Source organism: [Clostridium] symbiosum, assembly GCA_036419695.1.
Lineage (GTDB): Bacteria > Bacillota > Clostridia > Lachnospirales > Lachnospiraceae > Otoolea > Otoolea symbiosa_A.
Map to the genome: position 1 here is coordinate 4,292,073 of CP143946.1, position 14,592 is coordinate 4,306,664.

Annotated in this window: 13 protein-coding genes; 5 read left to right on the top strand and 8 right to left on the bottom strand. The window is 51.0% G+C overall.

The genetic code is table 11. The annotated features are described in order from the left end of the window. Positions 1–213: 213 nt before the first annotated feature. From sfsA to V3C10_19285, 3 genes are all read left to right on the top strand, one after another. Positions 214–924: a DNA/RNA nuclease SfsA gene (gene sfsA, locus V3C10_19275; GenBank protein WVP64667.1), complete on the top strand. Its 711-nt coding sequence runs from the start codon at positions 214–216 to the stop codon at positions 922–924. 101 nt (positions 925–1,025) lie between these two features. After that, the gene (locus tag V3C10_19280; protein ID WVP64668.1) at positions 1,026–1,262 is read left to right on the top strand and encodes a FeoA family protein; all 237 of its coding nucleotides are present in this window, start codon (positions 1,026–1,028) and stop codon (positions 1,260–1,262) included. Next, positions 1,259–2,608, top strand: coding sequence for a FeoB small GTPase domain-containing protein (locus V3C10_19285; protein WVP61423.1), 1,350 nt, complete (start codon positions 1,259–1,261; stop codon positions 2,606–2,608). Before V3C10_19280 ends, V3C10_19285 begins: the two co-directional genes overlap by 4 nt. Here the strand turns inward: V3C10_19285 and V3C10_19290 are convergent. After that, complete coding sequence (locus tag V3C10_19290) at positions 2,568–4,079, bottom strand: tetratricopeptide repeat protein (protein WVP61424.1); 1,512 nt, start codon at positions 4,077–4,079, stop codon at positions 2,568–2,570. The two genes, V3C10_19285 and V3C10_19290, sit on opposite strands and share 41 nt — an antisense overlap. Positions 4,080–4,304: 225 nt before the next feature. Between V3C10_19290 and V3C10_19295 the strand changes: the two genes are divergently transcribed. Further along, positions 4,305–5,270 (top strand): recombinase family protein, encoded by a 966-nt coding sequence (locus V3C10_19295; GenBank protein WVP61425.1) that lies wholly within the window; start codon positions 4,305–4,307, stop codon positions 5,268–5,270. 6 nt (positions 5,271–5,276) lie between these two features. Beyond that, positions 5,277–6,119 carry a nucleoside recognition domain-containing protein gene (locus V3C10_19300; protein WVP61426.1) on the top strand — a complete coding sequence of 281 codons (843 nt, stop codon included), beginning with the start codon at positions 5,277–5,279 and terminating at the stop codon, positions 6,117–6,119. A gap of 7 nt (positions 6,120–6,126) precedes the next feature. Here V3C10_19300 and V3C10_19305 read toward each other — a convergent pair whose 3' ends face one another. From V3C10_19305 to V3C10_19335, 7 genes are read right to left on the bottom strand one after another with little or no spacing between them, the layout of a single operon-like run. Next, a complete protein-coding gene (locus V3C10_19305; GenBank protein ID WVP61427.1) occupies positions 6,127–7,005 on the bottom strand; it encodes a TPM domain-containing protein in 879 nt (292 codons plus the stop codon). Next, complete coding sequence (locus tag V3C10_19310; GenBank protein ID WVP61428.1) at positions 7,002–8,084, bottom strand: TFIIB-type zinc ribbon-containing protein; 1,083 nt, start codon at positions 8,082–8,084, stop codon at positions 7,002–7,004. The genes V3C10_19305 and V3C10_19310 overlap by 4 nt, the downstream gene beginning before the upstream one ends. A gap of 15 nt (positions 8,085–8,099) precedes the next feature. Continuing rightward, positions 8,100–9,362, bottom strand: coding sequence for an SPFH domain-containing protein (locus V3C10_19315; protein WVP61429.1), 1,263 nt, complete (start codon positions 9,360–9,362; stop codon positions 8,100–8,102). 16 nt (positions 9,363–9,378) lie between these two features. After that, entirely contained in the window at positions 9,379–10,212 is an 834-nt protein-coding gene (locus V3C10_19320; GenBank protein ID WVP61430.1) for a deoxyribonuclease IV, read from the bottom strand. Beyond that, entirely contained in the window at positions 10,206–11,165 is a 960-nt protein-coding gene (locus V3C10_19325) for an ABC transporter permease subunit (GenBank protein WVP61431.1), read from the bottom strand. The genes V3C10_19320 and V3C10_19325 overlap by 7 nt, the downstream gene beginning before the upstream one ends. Continuing rightward, positions 11,143–12,105 carry an ABC transporter ATP-binding protein gene (locus V3C10_19330; GenBank protein ID WVP61432.1) on the bottom strand — a complete coding sequence of 321 codons (963 nt, stop codon included), beginning with the start codon at positions 12,103–12,105 and terminating at the stop codon, positions 11,143–11,145. Before V3C10_19330 ends, V3C10_19325 begins: the two co-directional genes overlap by 23 nt. Then, positions 12,105–14,579 (bottom strand): hypothetical protein, encoded by a 2,475-nt coding sequence (locus V3C10_19335; protein WVP61433.1) that lies wholly within the window; start codon positions 14,577–14,579, stop codon positions 12,105–12,107. The genes V3C10_19330 and V3C10_19335 overlap by 1 nt, the downstream gene beginning before the upstream one ends. Positions 14,580–14,592 lie beyond the last annotated feature (13 nt).

The window sequence follows — 14,592 nt, forward strand, 5'->3', positions numbered from 1 at the left end:
TGTATGTCCCTGTATTCCGAGGGTATCCTGGTTAAGAATTTTACCATACTTTGGTTGTTAGTGCAAGAAGAATCGTGGGGTGGAAACAGGGGTAACTGAGGGCGCCCTTGAATCATGGAATCATTCCGTAATTGCAATACAGTGCCCGTATGCAGTATAATAGGAATACTTCTTATATAGAAATTTACTGCAGGAAAGGCAATGGTGTATTTTATGCAATATGAACATATCGTAACCGGAATATTTTTGAAGAGGCCCAACCGGTTTATCGCCCATGTGATGATCAATGGCAGGGAAGAGGTCTGCCATGTTAAGAATACGGGAAGGCTCCGGGAATTTTTAGTACCCGGGGCGGAGCTTCTTGTGCAGTTCCATCCGGATGCTGCGGCTCTGGGGAGAAAAACCGCTTACTCCGTTATCGGCGTTTATAAGGAAAATGCGGGGTATAACCACGAACGCCTGCTTATCAATATGGATTCACAGGCACCGAATCAGGCGGCCGCGGAATGGCTGAGTGAAGGAGGACTCTCCTTAGAAGTAACGGAGGTGAAAAGAGAGGTTACGTATCATGAATCCCGGTTTGATCTGGCATTTAAAGAAGATGGATGTCCGTCGTTTATGGAAGTAAAAGGAGTTACGCTGGAACACGACGGCGCCGCCATGTTTCCCGACGCACCGACCGGGCGCGGGGTTAAACATGTTATGGAGCTCAGGGATGCCGCTATGGAAGGATATCACGCCTATGTCCTGTTTGTCATTCAGATGAAGGGAATTCTTTCTTTTTCCCCCAACAGGAGCACCCATCCGGAATTCGCGGATGCGCTTAAACTGGCATCGGAATCCGGCGTCCATATTCTCGCCCGCGACTGTATAATAACAAAACAGGAAATGAAAATTGATATGCCGGTGGATGTGATTCTCTAAAATGATTTTTCTGTGCCAGGCACTACAGCCTGACTGTTAACATATCTAATAATAAAGCTATCATTCTGTGATGTGAGACCATGTTATATCCCTTAAGTAAAATGTCCATTGGGCAAACCGCTGTAATTTGCTGGCTGTCAGATAATAAATCCATTACCGGAAGACTTCTCGATCTCGGTTTTGAGCCTGGTACCTCAGTTACCTGTATCTTACGAAAGTGTGACGGCGAACTATCTGCATTTCTTATCAAAGGTGCTGTCATCGCCCTTCGGCGTGAAGACGCCGATCTGATTTTTATCAAAGAAAACGAAACGGAAACGGAGGAACCCCATCTATGAATCAGAACAGCCCTTTTACAATAGCCCTGGCCGGAACCCCCAATGTGGGAAAAAGTACCATTTTCAACGCCCTGACAAAAATGCACCAGCACACCGGAAACTGGTCCGGAAAGACAGTCGCCTGCTGCAGCGGACAGTTCCACTATAAAGATATGTCCAGCCTGGTTGTCGACCTGCCCGGAACCTACTCCCTGCGGACCCATTCAGAGGAAGAAGAAATCGCCAGAGAATATATTGTCTCCGGCGGTCCCGATTTACTGCTGGTTGTCTGCGATGCAACCTGTGCCGAGCGCGGGCTGCGTCTTCTAAAGCAAATCCGTGACCTGGAGGATTCCCTGCTGACCCATGTCATCCTGTGTGTAAACCTCTGTGATGAAGCCGCCAAAAAGGGGATCGAGCTGAATTTTGAACTGCTGTCGGAAAAACTGAACATACCCGTGATTCCCTGCACCGCCAGAGACCGCCATGGGTTGGACCGATTGAAAGAAGAAATATACGGAATCTGTAAAGATAACGGAAGGCTGAAACCTGAGAGCCAGGCTCAACCGGAGAGCGGCGAAATGGACTACCATAGCTCTTCCGCCTTTCAGATGTGCCGCTGCTGCCAGCAGAGCTGTGGTGATGGACCGGAAGCTCTGCCTGATTTCCCCTTTCCCTGCGATTCCTGCCCCTGCAGCGGTTTATGTTCATCCGGCGTATACTCCTACTCCGGTGAGAACGACGGGAATGGCAAAACCGCTGATTCGGAAAATGATAACGGCGGCGGGAACGAAGCCTCCAACCGCTCCCTGCGGGAGCTGATGCCCGACTTCTCCCCCGCTTCCCTGGCAGCTCAGGCCGTAACCTATAAAAATCCGGCATACCTGAAGCGCCAGGAACGGATCGACCGCCTGATTACCGGCCGTTTTACCGGCTCTCTCATTATGATCGCCCTGCTGCTCGCCATATTCTGGCTCACGATCACCGGCGCCAATTACCCATCTTCCTTCCTGTGGGATCAGTTCTTCCGCCTGGAGACCTGGCTGGCCGCAACGCTCACAAACGCAGGCGCCCCGGAATGGATTATCAGTTCCATGATTTACGGTGTTTTCAGGGTTGTTGCATGGGTTGTATCCGTCATGCTCCCCCCAATGGCTATCTTCTTCCCGCTCTTTACACTGCTCGAAGACCTGGGCTATCTTCCCAGGGCCGCATTCAACATGGATTGTGCCTTTAAAAAGTGTAAAGCCTGCGGTAAGCAGTGCCTTACCATGTGCTTAGTCAATGCTCCCCGGCGAGTCCAGTGTTTTCCATACAATTCCTCACCTAATATATCACCTTCCATTTTCCAAACAGACTCTTCTTAAAATGAGAAAATCTCCGTCCGGCGCTCTCATTTCCCATTTCTATCGCACGCTGATAATAATCCGCCGCTTTTTCCAGATCCTCCGGGGATTCATTTTTTCTCTCGTAAAGGTAGCCCAGTTCATAAAAGGCATAGCCGTCGCACTCTGTTTCGGCGGCCTTCTCAAAAAGCTCCCTGGCTCTCTCCTCGTCGGCCTCGCATCCCTGGCCTTTCATGTACAGAAAAGCCAGTTTGGAGTAGGACTGCAGGGTTCCCATCTGATGGCATCGGTTCAGCCAGTAAAATGCCTTCTCATAGTCCGCATCGAGACCTTCCCCACCCTGAAAATAAAGGCCGCCCAGTATCTCCATGCACTCGGCATTTCCGAGTTTCGCTCCCTTCTCATACCAGGTAACCGCCTCTTCTATATCGGGAGTTTTGCAGATTCCGTCCCTGCTCATATTCCCCAGGGCAAGGCTTGCAAAACCGTCCTTCTCCGTCTCAGCCGCTTCCTTAAACAGTTTCTCGGCCGCCTGGAGATCCTGGATATCCGACGTTCTCAGATACAGGTGGGCAAGGGGCAGGGCTGTCTCCTTCTCTCCGGCCGCATAGGCGCGGCTATACCAGTAAAACGCTTTTTCATTATCGCGTTCCACCACCTCGTCACGGTAAAAGATATTGCCCAGTTCCGTATAGCTCTCCGGCTCCTGGCTGTTTGCCGCCTGTTCAAAAGCCTCCACCGCTTTTCCTATGTCGCGTTCCGTCCCCTGGCCGTTCAAATACATCCGCCCCAGGTGGAGATAGGCCTTCAACGCTCCCTGGCTGGCCGCTGCCCTCAAATACTGATACGCTGCCTCAGCGTTATCATGATCCAGGTGGTAAATGCCCATCCGGTACAGGCCCCAGGCGCTGCCCAGCGCGGCGCATCGGTCCGCCCATTCCAGAGCCTTCTCTGCATCCCTCTGTGTATATTCTCCGTTTAAATAGCATTTTCCGACCTTGACCATAGCAGAGACGATACCGCTTTCCGCCGCCTGCTGATACCATCTAAAACAGGTATCCCTCTTCTGCTCCTCACCCGGAAGCAAGTCAAAAATGGTCTCTCCCTCATAGGCCGTCGCGATCTGCAGGGCGGAAAACGGATCCCCCTGCTCTGCAGATTCAAGTACCTCTTTATAACTTTCCTCCAGCGTATGGAGGGAAGATTTCTTCATTTCTTCATCATAGTGGCCAGCCCTGACCGCTCCGAGTACACAGCGGAAGCTCCCGGCCTCAATGCCTCTCTTATAACATTCGTATGCCTTTTTCTCGTTGAATCCAACGGCGCCCTCTCCCCAGCCGTAGCAGTTTCCCAGGAAAAACCAGCCCTCCGGGTCTCCCGCCCTGGCCGCTTCCTCAAGGTACTCAATGCCCTGGGGGAATAATTCCTCATTGCACTGTTTCCATATCAGTTCAACGCCTTTTTCGCACAATCCTGTCATCAGTATTGCCATATCGATCAGTTCCTCTTTCTCTTTACATGTATCTTTCTGTGCCTTTATCCAATTTCACATGCACGGCCCTGCCGCGTTTAAGCCCTGTCAGAGCCTGATTCTACAGGCTTATCATACTATTTTTACCCTCCGTAGACAACTGTTTTTATCTAATTTCATTTCTCTGTAATTGAAATTTAAGATTCCCGCATAAAATATCCTGACCACATTATAAAGAGGTTGTATATGTATCCATCTTTTTCTGAAGGTTCCCTTCTGCCCGGAGCTATCTATCTGCGGCTTTCAAAAGATGATGAAGGTTCCGGGGAAAGTTTAAGCATTGTCAATCAGAGAAAAATGCTTCTCCGCTACGCCAGGGAACACCGCCTTACCATTGTCCGAGAATATGTGGACGACGGCTACTCCGGCACTTCGTTCGACCGCCCCGGTTTTCGCAGCATGATTGAGGACATTGAAAAAAAAGAAATCAGGCTGGTTCTCACCAAGGATCTGTCACGGCTCGGCAGGGATTACATTAAAACGGGAGAATATACGGAGTTATTCTTTCCATCCAGAGGCGTCCGTTTCATTGCCGTCGGAGACGGATATGACTCCGCCTATTCAAGCACCGACCTGATTCCGTTCCGCAACGTGGTGAACGAAATGTATGCCCGCGATATTTCAAGAAAAATCCGTGCATCCCTGCAGGTACGGATGGAGGAGGGTTCCTATATCGGTAACTTTGCCCCTTACGGCTACAATAAATGCGGAAAAGAACGCCATCAGCTTATCCCTGACGGCGAGACAGCGCCCATCGTACTGCGGATTTTCCTTGAAACGGCTTCGGGTGTTCTCCCCTCCGCGCTGGCCGGCGAATTAAACGCGGAACACATCCCCTGTCCTTCCCTCTACCGCTGTTTGAAACATCCTGGCCTGAACCCGGACCATTACAGCAAAAGCGGCCTGTGGACGGCCAACACCATCATAAAAATACTGCACAATCCCGTGTACCTCGGCCATATGGTACAGGGAAAAACGAAGAAACTGTCCTTCAAAAGCAGGGCATCTCTCACGGTCCCCTCCTGTGACCGGATCAAGGTTCCCGGCACACATCCCCCCATTGTGACGGAAAAACTGTTTGCCCAGTGCAGAGAACAGCTTAGCAGCAGGGCAACCCGTAAAAAGACACCGCCTTCCCAGGGCATGCGTTGACCACTCATGGCTATGGGCTTCGGCTGCAATGCAGCCGGCGTCGTCGGCTGCCGTATTATCGACTCTCCACGAGAGAGGCTGATTGCCATCCTGACCAACTCCATGGTCCCCTGTAACGGCCGTTTTCCTACCCTTATCATGCTGATTACAATCTTTTTTATGGGAATCGGCTCACAAAGCGGCGGAATTTTAGAATCCTTTACCACCGCGATTGTCCTGACGGCATTCATCCTGCTGGGGGTTCTTGCCACTCTTTTATCATCCCTTCTGCTGTCCAAAACAGTACTAAAAGGAATTCCGTCTTCCTTTACTCTGGAACTGCCTCCCTACAGACGGCCGCAGATAGGTAAGGTCATTGTCCGTTCCATTTTTGACAGAACGCTTTTTGTCCTCGGCCGCGCCGTTTGTGTGGCGGCTCCCGCGGGCCTGATTATCTGGATAGCCGGAAACCTGTTTATCGACGGCCAGAGCCTCTTATCCCACATGTCCTCCTTCCTCGATCCGTTCGGCCGTTTTCTGGGAATGGACGGTATGATTCTGGTTGGATTCATATTGGGATTCCCGGCCAATGAGATTGTAGTCCCCATCATTCTGATGGGTTACCTGCAGACCGGCAGCCTGGTTGAGATGTCCGACCCATCCGCCCTGATGGGACTCTTCGCCGCCCATGGATGGACGATGAAGACCGCGGTGTGCATGGCTGTCTTCGCCCTGTTCCACTGGCCATGTTCCACCACCTGCCTCACTGTAAAAAAGGAAACAGGAAGTATCCGCTGGACTGTCGTCTCATTCCTGCTGCCGACAGTGATCGGAATCATTCTCTGTTCCCTGATTAACTTTATATTCTAATAGCCTCTCAAAATTTCCGCCCCCCGCCGCCGTGCATCCTTCCGCTGCTGCTTCTGTGAAGGGTCGTGCGGCCGGCTGAGGAGCCGGGCCCCCGGCCGGAACCGGAACTTCCCGTATTCCTGGGGATTCTTCTCTGAGTGACCATCCTGTTTAAAAACAGGTCGTTTACAAGGCGGTACTGAAATTCGCTGTTTCCCCTGTAAGAGAAACGGTAATTAAGAGCCTGCTTCTGCTCCTTTTTCATCTTATATTGGTTGACTGTACTGATGCACGGCAGAGCGGCGACGGCTCCGGCGGCCACAAATGCAAATACCACTTCATACCATCTCAGGGACGGCCGGTATTCGCTCCGTATATAATCATGCTGATTTGCCGGAATACCGGCCTCCATATAACTGTCAATCTGCTTTACCGCCGCATCCGCACCTCCCGCATAGTCTCCGTCGGAGACGCAGCCGTAAGCAGCGTCCAGCACCTTTTCGATTCTCTCATCCGTCAGATAACCGGCCATCTTTCCCAATGTGGAAACATAAATTTCCCGGTTGTCCATATCTATCACGAGGAGCGCTCCGCTGTGATCACTTCCCACGCCCAGGCCGTTTCTGTCATAAAAATCATCCGCGAGACGTTCCGTCGGTTTTCCCCGCGCATCGTCCGTTGTCATGATTCCCAGATCCATCTTCCACTCATCGCGGAAAGCAGCGAGCGTTTGCTCCAGTGCTTCTGTTTCATCCTTATCGAACAGCCCTCCGTTATCGAAGACGCGCTGTTCCCCTGCGTAAGCTGATCCCGGAGACGCAAGGGCGATAAGGGCAGACAAAACCGCTGCCAGGAATCCGGCACAGACAAGTCTTATATAATTGCCCGTATGGCTGACTGTTCTCATATCAGATACCCTCCTATCAGCAGCAGGATCAGGACCGGGAAAAAGATAACGGCAAAAAGGCCCGCCAGTTTCCCATAGTCCACCGGCAGCACACCACAGATTTTCCCGCTCTGGCCGTTCATCGCGAAATAGTACATTTTATCATTCTTTTTATCCCTGTAAGTCAGGACCCACACGGGAAGAAGCGAATAATTCCACTCCGAATCCACAATTTCTTCCCGGTGGTTTTTAATATTGACGCTGTCATAAGAGGAAATGCTGTTTTTCAGGGAATTAACTGCAAAATCGCGCACTTCCTCCTCCAGGCCCTGCCTGAACTCATCCCGTTCCATATCACGCCGCTCGGCCTTAAATCCGGAAAGATATGAGGCCTGGAACGGTCTCAGTTTTTCCATGTCAAAGGGCAGCACATTCTCCGACAGTCTCCGGTCGGCCCGCTTCAGGGCATTCCGGGAGATATTTTTAACGTCCATCTCCCCTTTTCTCTCGACCTGATACCGGCTGGTCTCCAGATACTCGATGTTCCCGGTCCTCGTCGTCCTGCGCTTAATGCCCTCCGCGTCAATCCATCCGTCCACCTTGCAGCTATAGAGCCAGTAGGGGTAATAGATCCCTTCCATCAGTTCCATCTGTCCCGGCGAATAGAAATCCCGCGGTACATATCTTTTGCGTTTAATCCAGTCTTTGAAAATCTTCTCTGCCTTTTTCCGATCCATCTCAAACGGAATGATATAATCCGGCTTATAAATACCTTCCAGCCTGCCCGAAAGCACCACCGGATTGTGGCAGTAATAGCAGAATGTGGCTGCTGTCGTCTCATCCGTAACGATCTCGGCTCCGCAGCTTGGGCAGTGGTAAAGAACCAATGGGGAATCGTCCGGTGAATTTTCCTCAGAACCTCCTGCCGGTTCTGCCGCGTCTTCCCGCTCCGCCGTCTCTGCCTCTTCCGTGTCGGCCAGTCCTACCAGTTCTTCCTGCGTAAACTCGGACAGACAGTACCCGCATTTGAATTTCTGGGTTTTCGGATCAAACTCCAAACCGCCGTCACAGTTGGGACACTTATATGTAATTGTGTTCATCTTTCGTTTCACCTTTTATGGCCTCGGTTTTCCACACTCCGAACAGAAATTCCCCTTGTTTACATTGCCGCAGCTGCAGGTCCACTCTTCTGAGGGTTTCGGTGTTCCGCATTCAGAACAGAACTTGCCCGTATTCACAGTTCCACAGGCACAGGTCCATGATGCCGGCTGCATGGGGGCCGTCCTGCGTCCCGCGCCTCCCTGGGCATTTCCCTGGAAATTTCCCGGTGCGCCTGCCTGCTGCATCCAATCCGTCTGGAATATCGGCGGCTGTCCCATGGCCTGGTTCATCTGCATCTGCTGCATATTGGCCGCCGACAGCGCTCCCATCAGGCCGCCGCCTGCGTTCATTCCCACGCCCATACCCATGAACCCGGCCAGGGAGCCGTTTGCATTGGAGCCTGCCGCCTCCATTCCTCTTGCCACAGAGCCCTGTACATATCCCTCACGTACAGACGGATCGCCGAGCATGGCTCCCTGATTTCTCATATTAATCAGCTTCTGGGATTCCTCGTCATAGGAGATGCTGGCAATACCCACCGCCTGAATCTCCATTCCCCTCATCTGGTTCCACTCGGCGTCCAGCGTTGTCGACATATACTGGCCGAGCTCGCGGCTCTTGGAGCTGACATAGGAGATCCTTGTGCCGTCTGATGACATCTGGTTGATAGAGGACTGGAGGGCCGACAAAAATTCGGACAGATACTGTTCGTTGATTACGTCGATATCCACATGGTCTTCATTCTTTGGAATGACTTCCGCATAGAACTTGAGGGGCTCCGTAACCTTGATCGAATAGGTTCCGTGCGCCCTTAAAAACAGCTCGGCGTTGTAGAAATTATCAAAATAATTGATCGGTGTCCTGGTGCCAAAGCGGATTCCCTTGATTTCCTGGAGATTGATAAAATACGCCACCTGTTTCAGAGGCGTCTGGCCGCCGAAACGGATTCTGTTAAACGTCTCCTTCAGGGCGTCTCCGAATTCACCGTTAAAAAGGGACGGCATCGCAGAATTATCCACTTTGTAATATCCCTCTTCCGCCGTATAATCCACAACCTTGCCGCCGTCCACCAGCATCATGAACTGATTCGGGTACACATGGATTATGGAACCGTTGGAAACCACGTCAGCCAGTCCCTTTTTATTCTGTCCCGACCTGATTTTAACGCCTTTGGTAAATACCGTCTGGTCACTCATATCCTCAGCTTCGATGACCTCCAGCCACTGATCCGCTAAAGACGTCCCGATTGCCCCCGTTACCGCTTTAATAATTCCCATTCCACTACCTCCTGTTTTAATCCCTGTATTTTGATTTGAGCAGCGCTATCTCCCTTGCATATCCGTCCAAATCATTGGGCGTTTCCAGATAAAAAGGCAGATTTCTAAGCGCCGGATGATTGATAATCCGCACCATTGCATCGAGGCCGATATGGCCCTCCCCGATTTTTGCATGGCGGTCCTTGTGTGCGCCCAGGGGATTCATGCTGTCGTTTAAATGGATGGCTTTCAGCCTGTGAAGGCCAATCACCCGGTCAAAATGATTCAGGACGCCGTCCAGATCATTTACAATATCATACCCGCCGTCCCATACATGGCAGGTGTCCAGGCAGACTCCCATCTTGTCTGAAAGTTCCACCCGTGAAAGGATCTCCCGGAGTTCTTCAAACTCCCGTCCCACCTCGCTGCCTTTTCCCGCCATCGTCTCCAGGAGCACGGTCGTCCTCTGTTCTGGTTTCAGAATCCCGTTCAGCATTTCCGCAATATATGCAATTCCGGTTTCCACCCCTTGCTTTACGTGGCTGCCCGGGTGGAAATTGTAACAGTTTCCCGGGGTGTACTCCATTCTGTTTAAATCATCCTCCATGGTCTCCCTGGCGAACTTTCTGATATTTTCATCGGCGGAACAGCCGTTTAACGTGTAGGGCGCATGGGCCAAAATCTTTTCAATCCCCTGTGTTTCGGCAAAAGCAAGAAAATTCCCGGCATCGGCCGGATCGATCTTTTTCGCGCTGCCGCCCCTCGGGTTCCTGGTAAAAAACTGAAACGTCCCGGCGCCGATCTTCTCCGCCTCTTTTCCCATGGCCAGATAACCCTTGGATGATGATAAATGACATCCGATTCTCAACATGGCTGTCTCCTCTTTTCTCTTTCAAATCCTCTTATTTTCTCATGCTGCACCGCCTTATCTTTTCTTCCGTGGATAGGAGTAACCGCATAGATGGAAATTATAATCAATATTATGGCCAGAACAAGTTGTATTGCCATGCTCACTGCAGCCCAGTGATCCATGATAAAATTGTCCGGCAGAGCCCCAAACCACTGTTCAAACGGTTTTCGGATATCCCCGGCTCCCGCCTGCCCGTTGATCACGGAATAAAATGTCAGCGCCGGGTTCAGGAGCAGCAGGTAAATAAAACCACCCGAGCTGGCCTGCCTGGCCGCGGAGTTTAAAACCGACACATAGGAATTAACTTCATTGACATCCAGGCGGTATGTAAACACATTGACGGCATACGTCCCCGCCACCAGAAGCACGATGGTGACGTAAGTGCAGACCGTGGCTACGGTAGAGCGTTTCAGCAGGGAGGAATAAAACATGCCGATACCTCCCGTAAACAGCGCCACAATACCATAACAGAGAAACAGCACCAGCACATCCACAATCGTGATTCCGCCGTACACAAATACAAGCGACTGAACCGGCAGCGCTGAAATGGCCAGAATCAGCATCGTAGTGAGCGCCGACCAGAATTTGCCCAGGATAATTTCTTTGGGCTGCATCGTCGTGGTCAGCATCAGTTCCAGCGTCTGACGCTCCCTCTCACCGCTGATGCTGCTGGCCGTAAGGGCCGGCATAATAAACATCAGCATCAAAAATTCGATGGAGGAGACAAAGGTGTACAGCTCCAGGAATCTGGAATACTGTATCTCCGCCGTCACCTTCACCTGTTCCACTACGGTAAACATATTGAACAGGGCCACTATGGCCAGAACACTGTTAAATATCAAAAGAATCAGCGCCATACGGATACTGCGGCTGCTGACAGTCAGTTCTCTTTTATAAACCGGATTCAATTTCATGTTTCAGCACCGCCTTCTCTCCTTCGTGACCGGTAATCTGCATAAAGAGCGTTTCCAGACTACCCTTTTCTCTCATAAAACCACTTATCATTACATCGGCATCTATCATTTGCTGGAGCAGCATCGCTTCATCCTGCTTATCTCCGATAAATCCGACCTTAATCTCCTCTTCCTTCACCGATATCGTCTGCACGCAGGGATGGCTCTTTAATATGGTCAGCGCCTTCTCCTTATTGCTGAAAACGCAGATTAAAAGCGGATTGGAAGAATTGACGCGCTCAAAAATCTGGGACATGCTGCCCTGCAGGACCATCCTGCCCTGCTCTATGATGCCGATGCTGGTGCATAATTCCGACAGTTCCGACAGCATGTGGGAACTTACAATCAGCGTCTTGCCCTGTTCCCTCAGTTCCTTCAGCATCAGCGTGTACTCCACTCTCGTCCTGGGATCCAGGCCGGAAGCCGGTTCATCCAGAATCAGCAGTTCCGGATCATGGATCAGGGCCCTGGCCAGGCAGAGCCTCTGCTTCATTCCTCTGGAAAGGCCGTCCACAAAAAAGTCTGCCTTGTCCTCCAGCTTTACCTGCTCAAGCAGAAGTCCGCACCGTTTTCTGGCCATCAGTCCTTCTATTCCGTAGCAGGAGGCAAAAAATTCCATATACTCCGATACCTTCAGGTTATCGTAAACCCCGAAAAAGTCCGGGACATATCCAATCTTCTGTTTTAGCGCCGTATTGTCTCTGACGGCATCCACGCCGTCGATTATCACTTCGCCGCCGTCCGGCGCCAGAAGTCCCGCCGCGATCTTAAGCGTCGTCGTTTTGCCTGCCCCGTTGGGACCGACAAAGCCGAACAGTTCCCCCTTGGCTATCTCCAGATTTAAACCGTCAAGGGCCTGGAAATTGCCGTATTTTTTTCGAAGCTGTCTGATTTCCAGCATTATTTTTCCCTCCCTGTGACGTAAAGCATCGGAAGCTGTCTGTCCCATCCGTTCTCATTTGTTCCCTCACTGACATATTTCACGGTGAGCGTATTGGCCGGTGACAGGTACGGCTTTAATTCCTGGGCTGTATAGCTGTCCTTTTCTTCCATCAGATCATTGCGTCCGGTGTCATAGTTGTAAAAAAACATCTTCCCGGTAAAAATATTCAGATATGGATATCTCGGGTTGTCGATAAATACAGGTGACAATTTCTTAAAGTCCACACGGATGATATCCAGGTCATTGCCGAGCGAATACTCAATAATCGCAGGTTCCGCCGGTTCTCCCGTGTACATGCTGTTATATCTTGGCTGATAATTGCCTGAAATCACCTTCGGATCCTGTTCCAGGGCCGTCCTGTAAACAAGGCCGTTCTCCTTCCGGCTGAGTTCCACCTTGGCGGTCACCATCGTGAGTCCCTCCGCGATAAAGTCATCGCCCTCCAGGAACGTTTCCCCCTGGTTGGGGCTGAAACCCACAACCGTTGCCTCAGGCGTATATTCATCCATCACGGAATCCAGGTAAAAAGACAGCAGGCGGCTGTGCTCCTGCGAGCGCATATAGCCTTCATCGTTGATGTCCGTCTTCTCATACTGGTCGCCTCCGGTAACCCTTTGTGAAAGGGCGTACGTATAACTCAGAGGATAATTGAGAATTTCCAAATCGTCCAGTTTTATCTCCTGCCCCGGCTCCATATCTCCCAGCAATACGGCCTGTCCATAAAGAAGAAGAACGGCGTCCTCCAGCCTGTAATCAAACCGGTTGACCAGGGTTCCCTCGATTTCCCCTCCATATATATCCACTTTTCCGTCTATTCCCACATGCTCCGTCCTGTCGAGCTGTTTCCTCAGCATAAACAGTTTCGGCGTAAATGCGACGGTATCGCGTATTTTTATCTCGGTTCTGTCCGGAAGGTAATTGATATCTGTCTTGTAATCTTCCTCCCCTGTAAACCGTGCGGCGGTGAACGAATCATAGTAATACCCTTTCGTCACCGGCCTCACCGCATACTGCGGGTTCAGCTTCACCGTATATGGTTTATTGTAAGGACTGCGGATATTGACATAAGTCTCCTCCTCCACATCCTTCCCCGAAACATCCAGAATCGTCGCATAAGTAAAGAAAGGTTCCCTGAACCGTGTCTTCATTCCCAGAATATAGATAATCCCCGTAAAAATCAGGGCACAGGCGGTCACGCCTCCCATATAATACCGGTGAATGGAACGTTTTTTCAGGTAAAGATAAATCACCGGACCTATCAAAACCAGATAAACGAGAATGACAAATGTGTAAAGGATAATATTGGGCAGCCTTCCGGCATCCCCCGTGTTGATCAGTCCCTGTACGGTAAAATACAGGCTGGCAAAGCCGGAATACTCCATCTGGGCCAATTCGTTCGTCTTCATATCGCCCATGGCCATTGTGTAAAATTTTTCAATAAATGCAGGATGGGTCTCGCAAAAACCCCTGATATCTTTCAGTTCAAATGCTGCCGCAACAATCCTGCCCTTTTTCCTGTGTACATAAGAAAGGAGGGGGAAAGCGTCCCCCGGCATCAGGGCCGAACCGTTTTTCAGTCCGATATTGGCACAGACCATCTCCATGACGGCGTCCTGCGGAGCATTCTGTGAGTATTCCGCCCCGAGATTCACCTCCTGAAGAACGGCCTCCTTGTACGGCGGCTCCAGAATCTCGGAGGCAAAGCGCCCCAACGACTCTTTATAACGCGCGCCTCCTCCCACAAGAAGCGTTCCGCCGTCGTCAATCCAGCGGCTGACCGCCTTATGCTGCGCTTCGGAAAGCTGGTTTAAATCATAGTCCGACACCAGAATCATGTCCAGCTGATCATAGCCGAAGGCATTCTCCGGAGTCGTTTCACGGTTCAGATAAACCTGGCGGATTTTAATAGAACCATAATGGATTCCCACTTCGTCCATAAACTGCAGTTCTTCCGGATGGTCGCTGAACACACCGACAAATGTCTCCGCGACATCGCCGCTTATATTCAGTTTCAGGCGCTTCCTGATCACCTCATTGCCGCCTGCATCCGTCATGCTGACAAACAGCTGATCCGTCTTGATTCCAAGGGGGATGTAGACAGACTTTTCTTCCTGTCCTCCGCCTTTAATCGATATCGGGTAATCGTAGCGGTAAACCTCCATACTCGACTCGGTGGTCAGGATTTCCAGTCTTCCCGTAAAGTCCTGCTCTTTCCTGTTTTCCATCTGAACCTTTATCTGCAGATAGCGGTTTCCTTTTGCCGTGTCGTCAAACCCGTATGTTACCTCCATTGCAACAGGCGCGTCCTTTCCCGCCTGGATGGCCGCCATGGTTCTGAGCGGGAGCAGTACCGCACCCCCCAGGAATATTAGTGCAAATAAGGCAAAAAAGAGGCCTGCCCCTCTTTTTCCCTGTTTTTTATGTTCTTTCATGTCCACTCTTCCC

Coding starts and splice junctions, on each gene's coding strand:
- sfsA (WVP64667.1), top strand. CDS start 214: ATGCAATATGAACATATCGTAACCGGAATATTTTTGAAGAGGCCCAAC.
- V3C10_19280 (WVP64668.1), top strand. CDS start 1,026: ATGTCCATTGGGCAAACCGCTGTAATTTGCTGGCTGTCAGATAATAAA.
- V3C10_19285 (WVP61423.1), top strand. CDS start 1,259: ATGAATCAGAACAGCCCTTTTACAATAGCCCTGGCCGGAACCCCCAAT.
- V3C10_19290 (WVP61424.1), bottom strand. CDS start 4,079: ATGGCAATACTGATGACAGGATTGTGCGAAAAAGGCGTTGAACTGATA.
- V3C10_19295 (WVP61425.1), top strand. CDS start 4,305: ATGTATCCATCTTTTTCTGAAGGTTCCCTTCTGCCCGGAGCTATCTAT.
- V3C10_19300 (WVP61426.1), top strand. CDS start 5,277: ATGGCTATGGGCTTCGGCTGCAATGCAGCCGGCGTCGTCGGCTGCCGT.
- V3C10_19305 (WVP61427.1), bottom strand. CDS start 7,005: ATGAGAACAGTCAGCCATACGGGCAATTATATAAGACTTGTCTGTGCC.
- V3C10_19310 (WVP61428.1), bottom strand. CDS start 8,084: ATGAACACAATTACATATAAGTGTCCCAACTGTGACGGCGGTTTGGAG.
- V3C10_19315 (WVP61429.1), bottom strand. CDS start 9,362: ATGGGAATTATTAAAGCGGTAACGGGGGCAATCGGGACGTCTTTAGCG.
- V3C10_19320 (WVP61430.1), bottom strand. CDS start 10,212: ATGTTGAGAATCGGATGTCATTTATCATCATCCAAGGGTTATCTGGCC.
- V3C10_19325 (WVP61431.1), bottom strand. CDS start 11,165: ATGAAATTGAATCCGGTTTATAAAAGAGAACTGACTGTCAGCAGCCGC.
- V3C10_19330 (WVP61432.1), bottom strand. CDS start 12,105: ATGCTGGAAATCAGACAGCTTCGAAAAAAATACGGCAATTTCCAGGCC.
- V3C10_19335 (WVP61433.1), bottom strand. CDS start 14,579: ATGAAAGAACATAAAAAACAGGGAAAAAGAGGGGCAGGCCTCTTTTTT.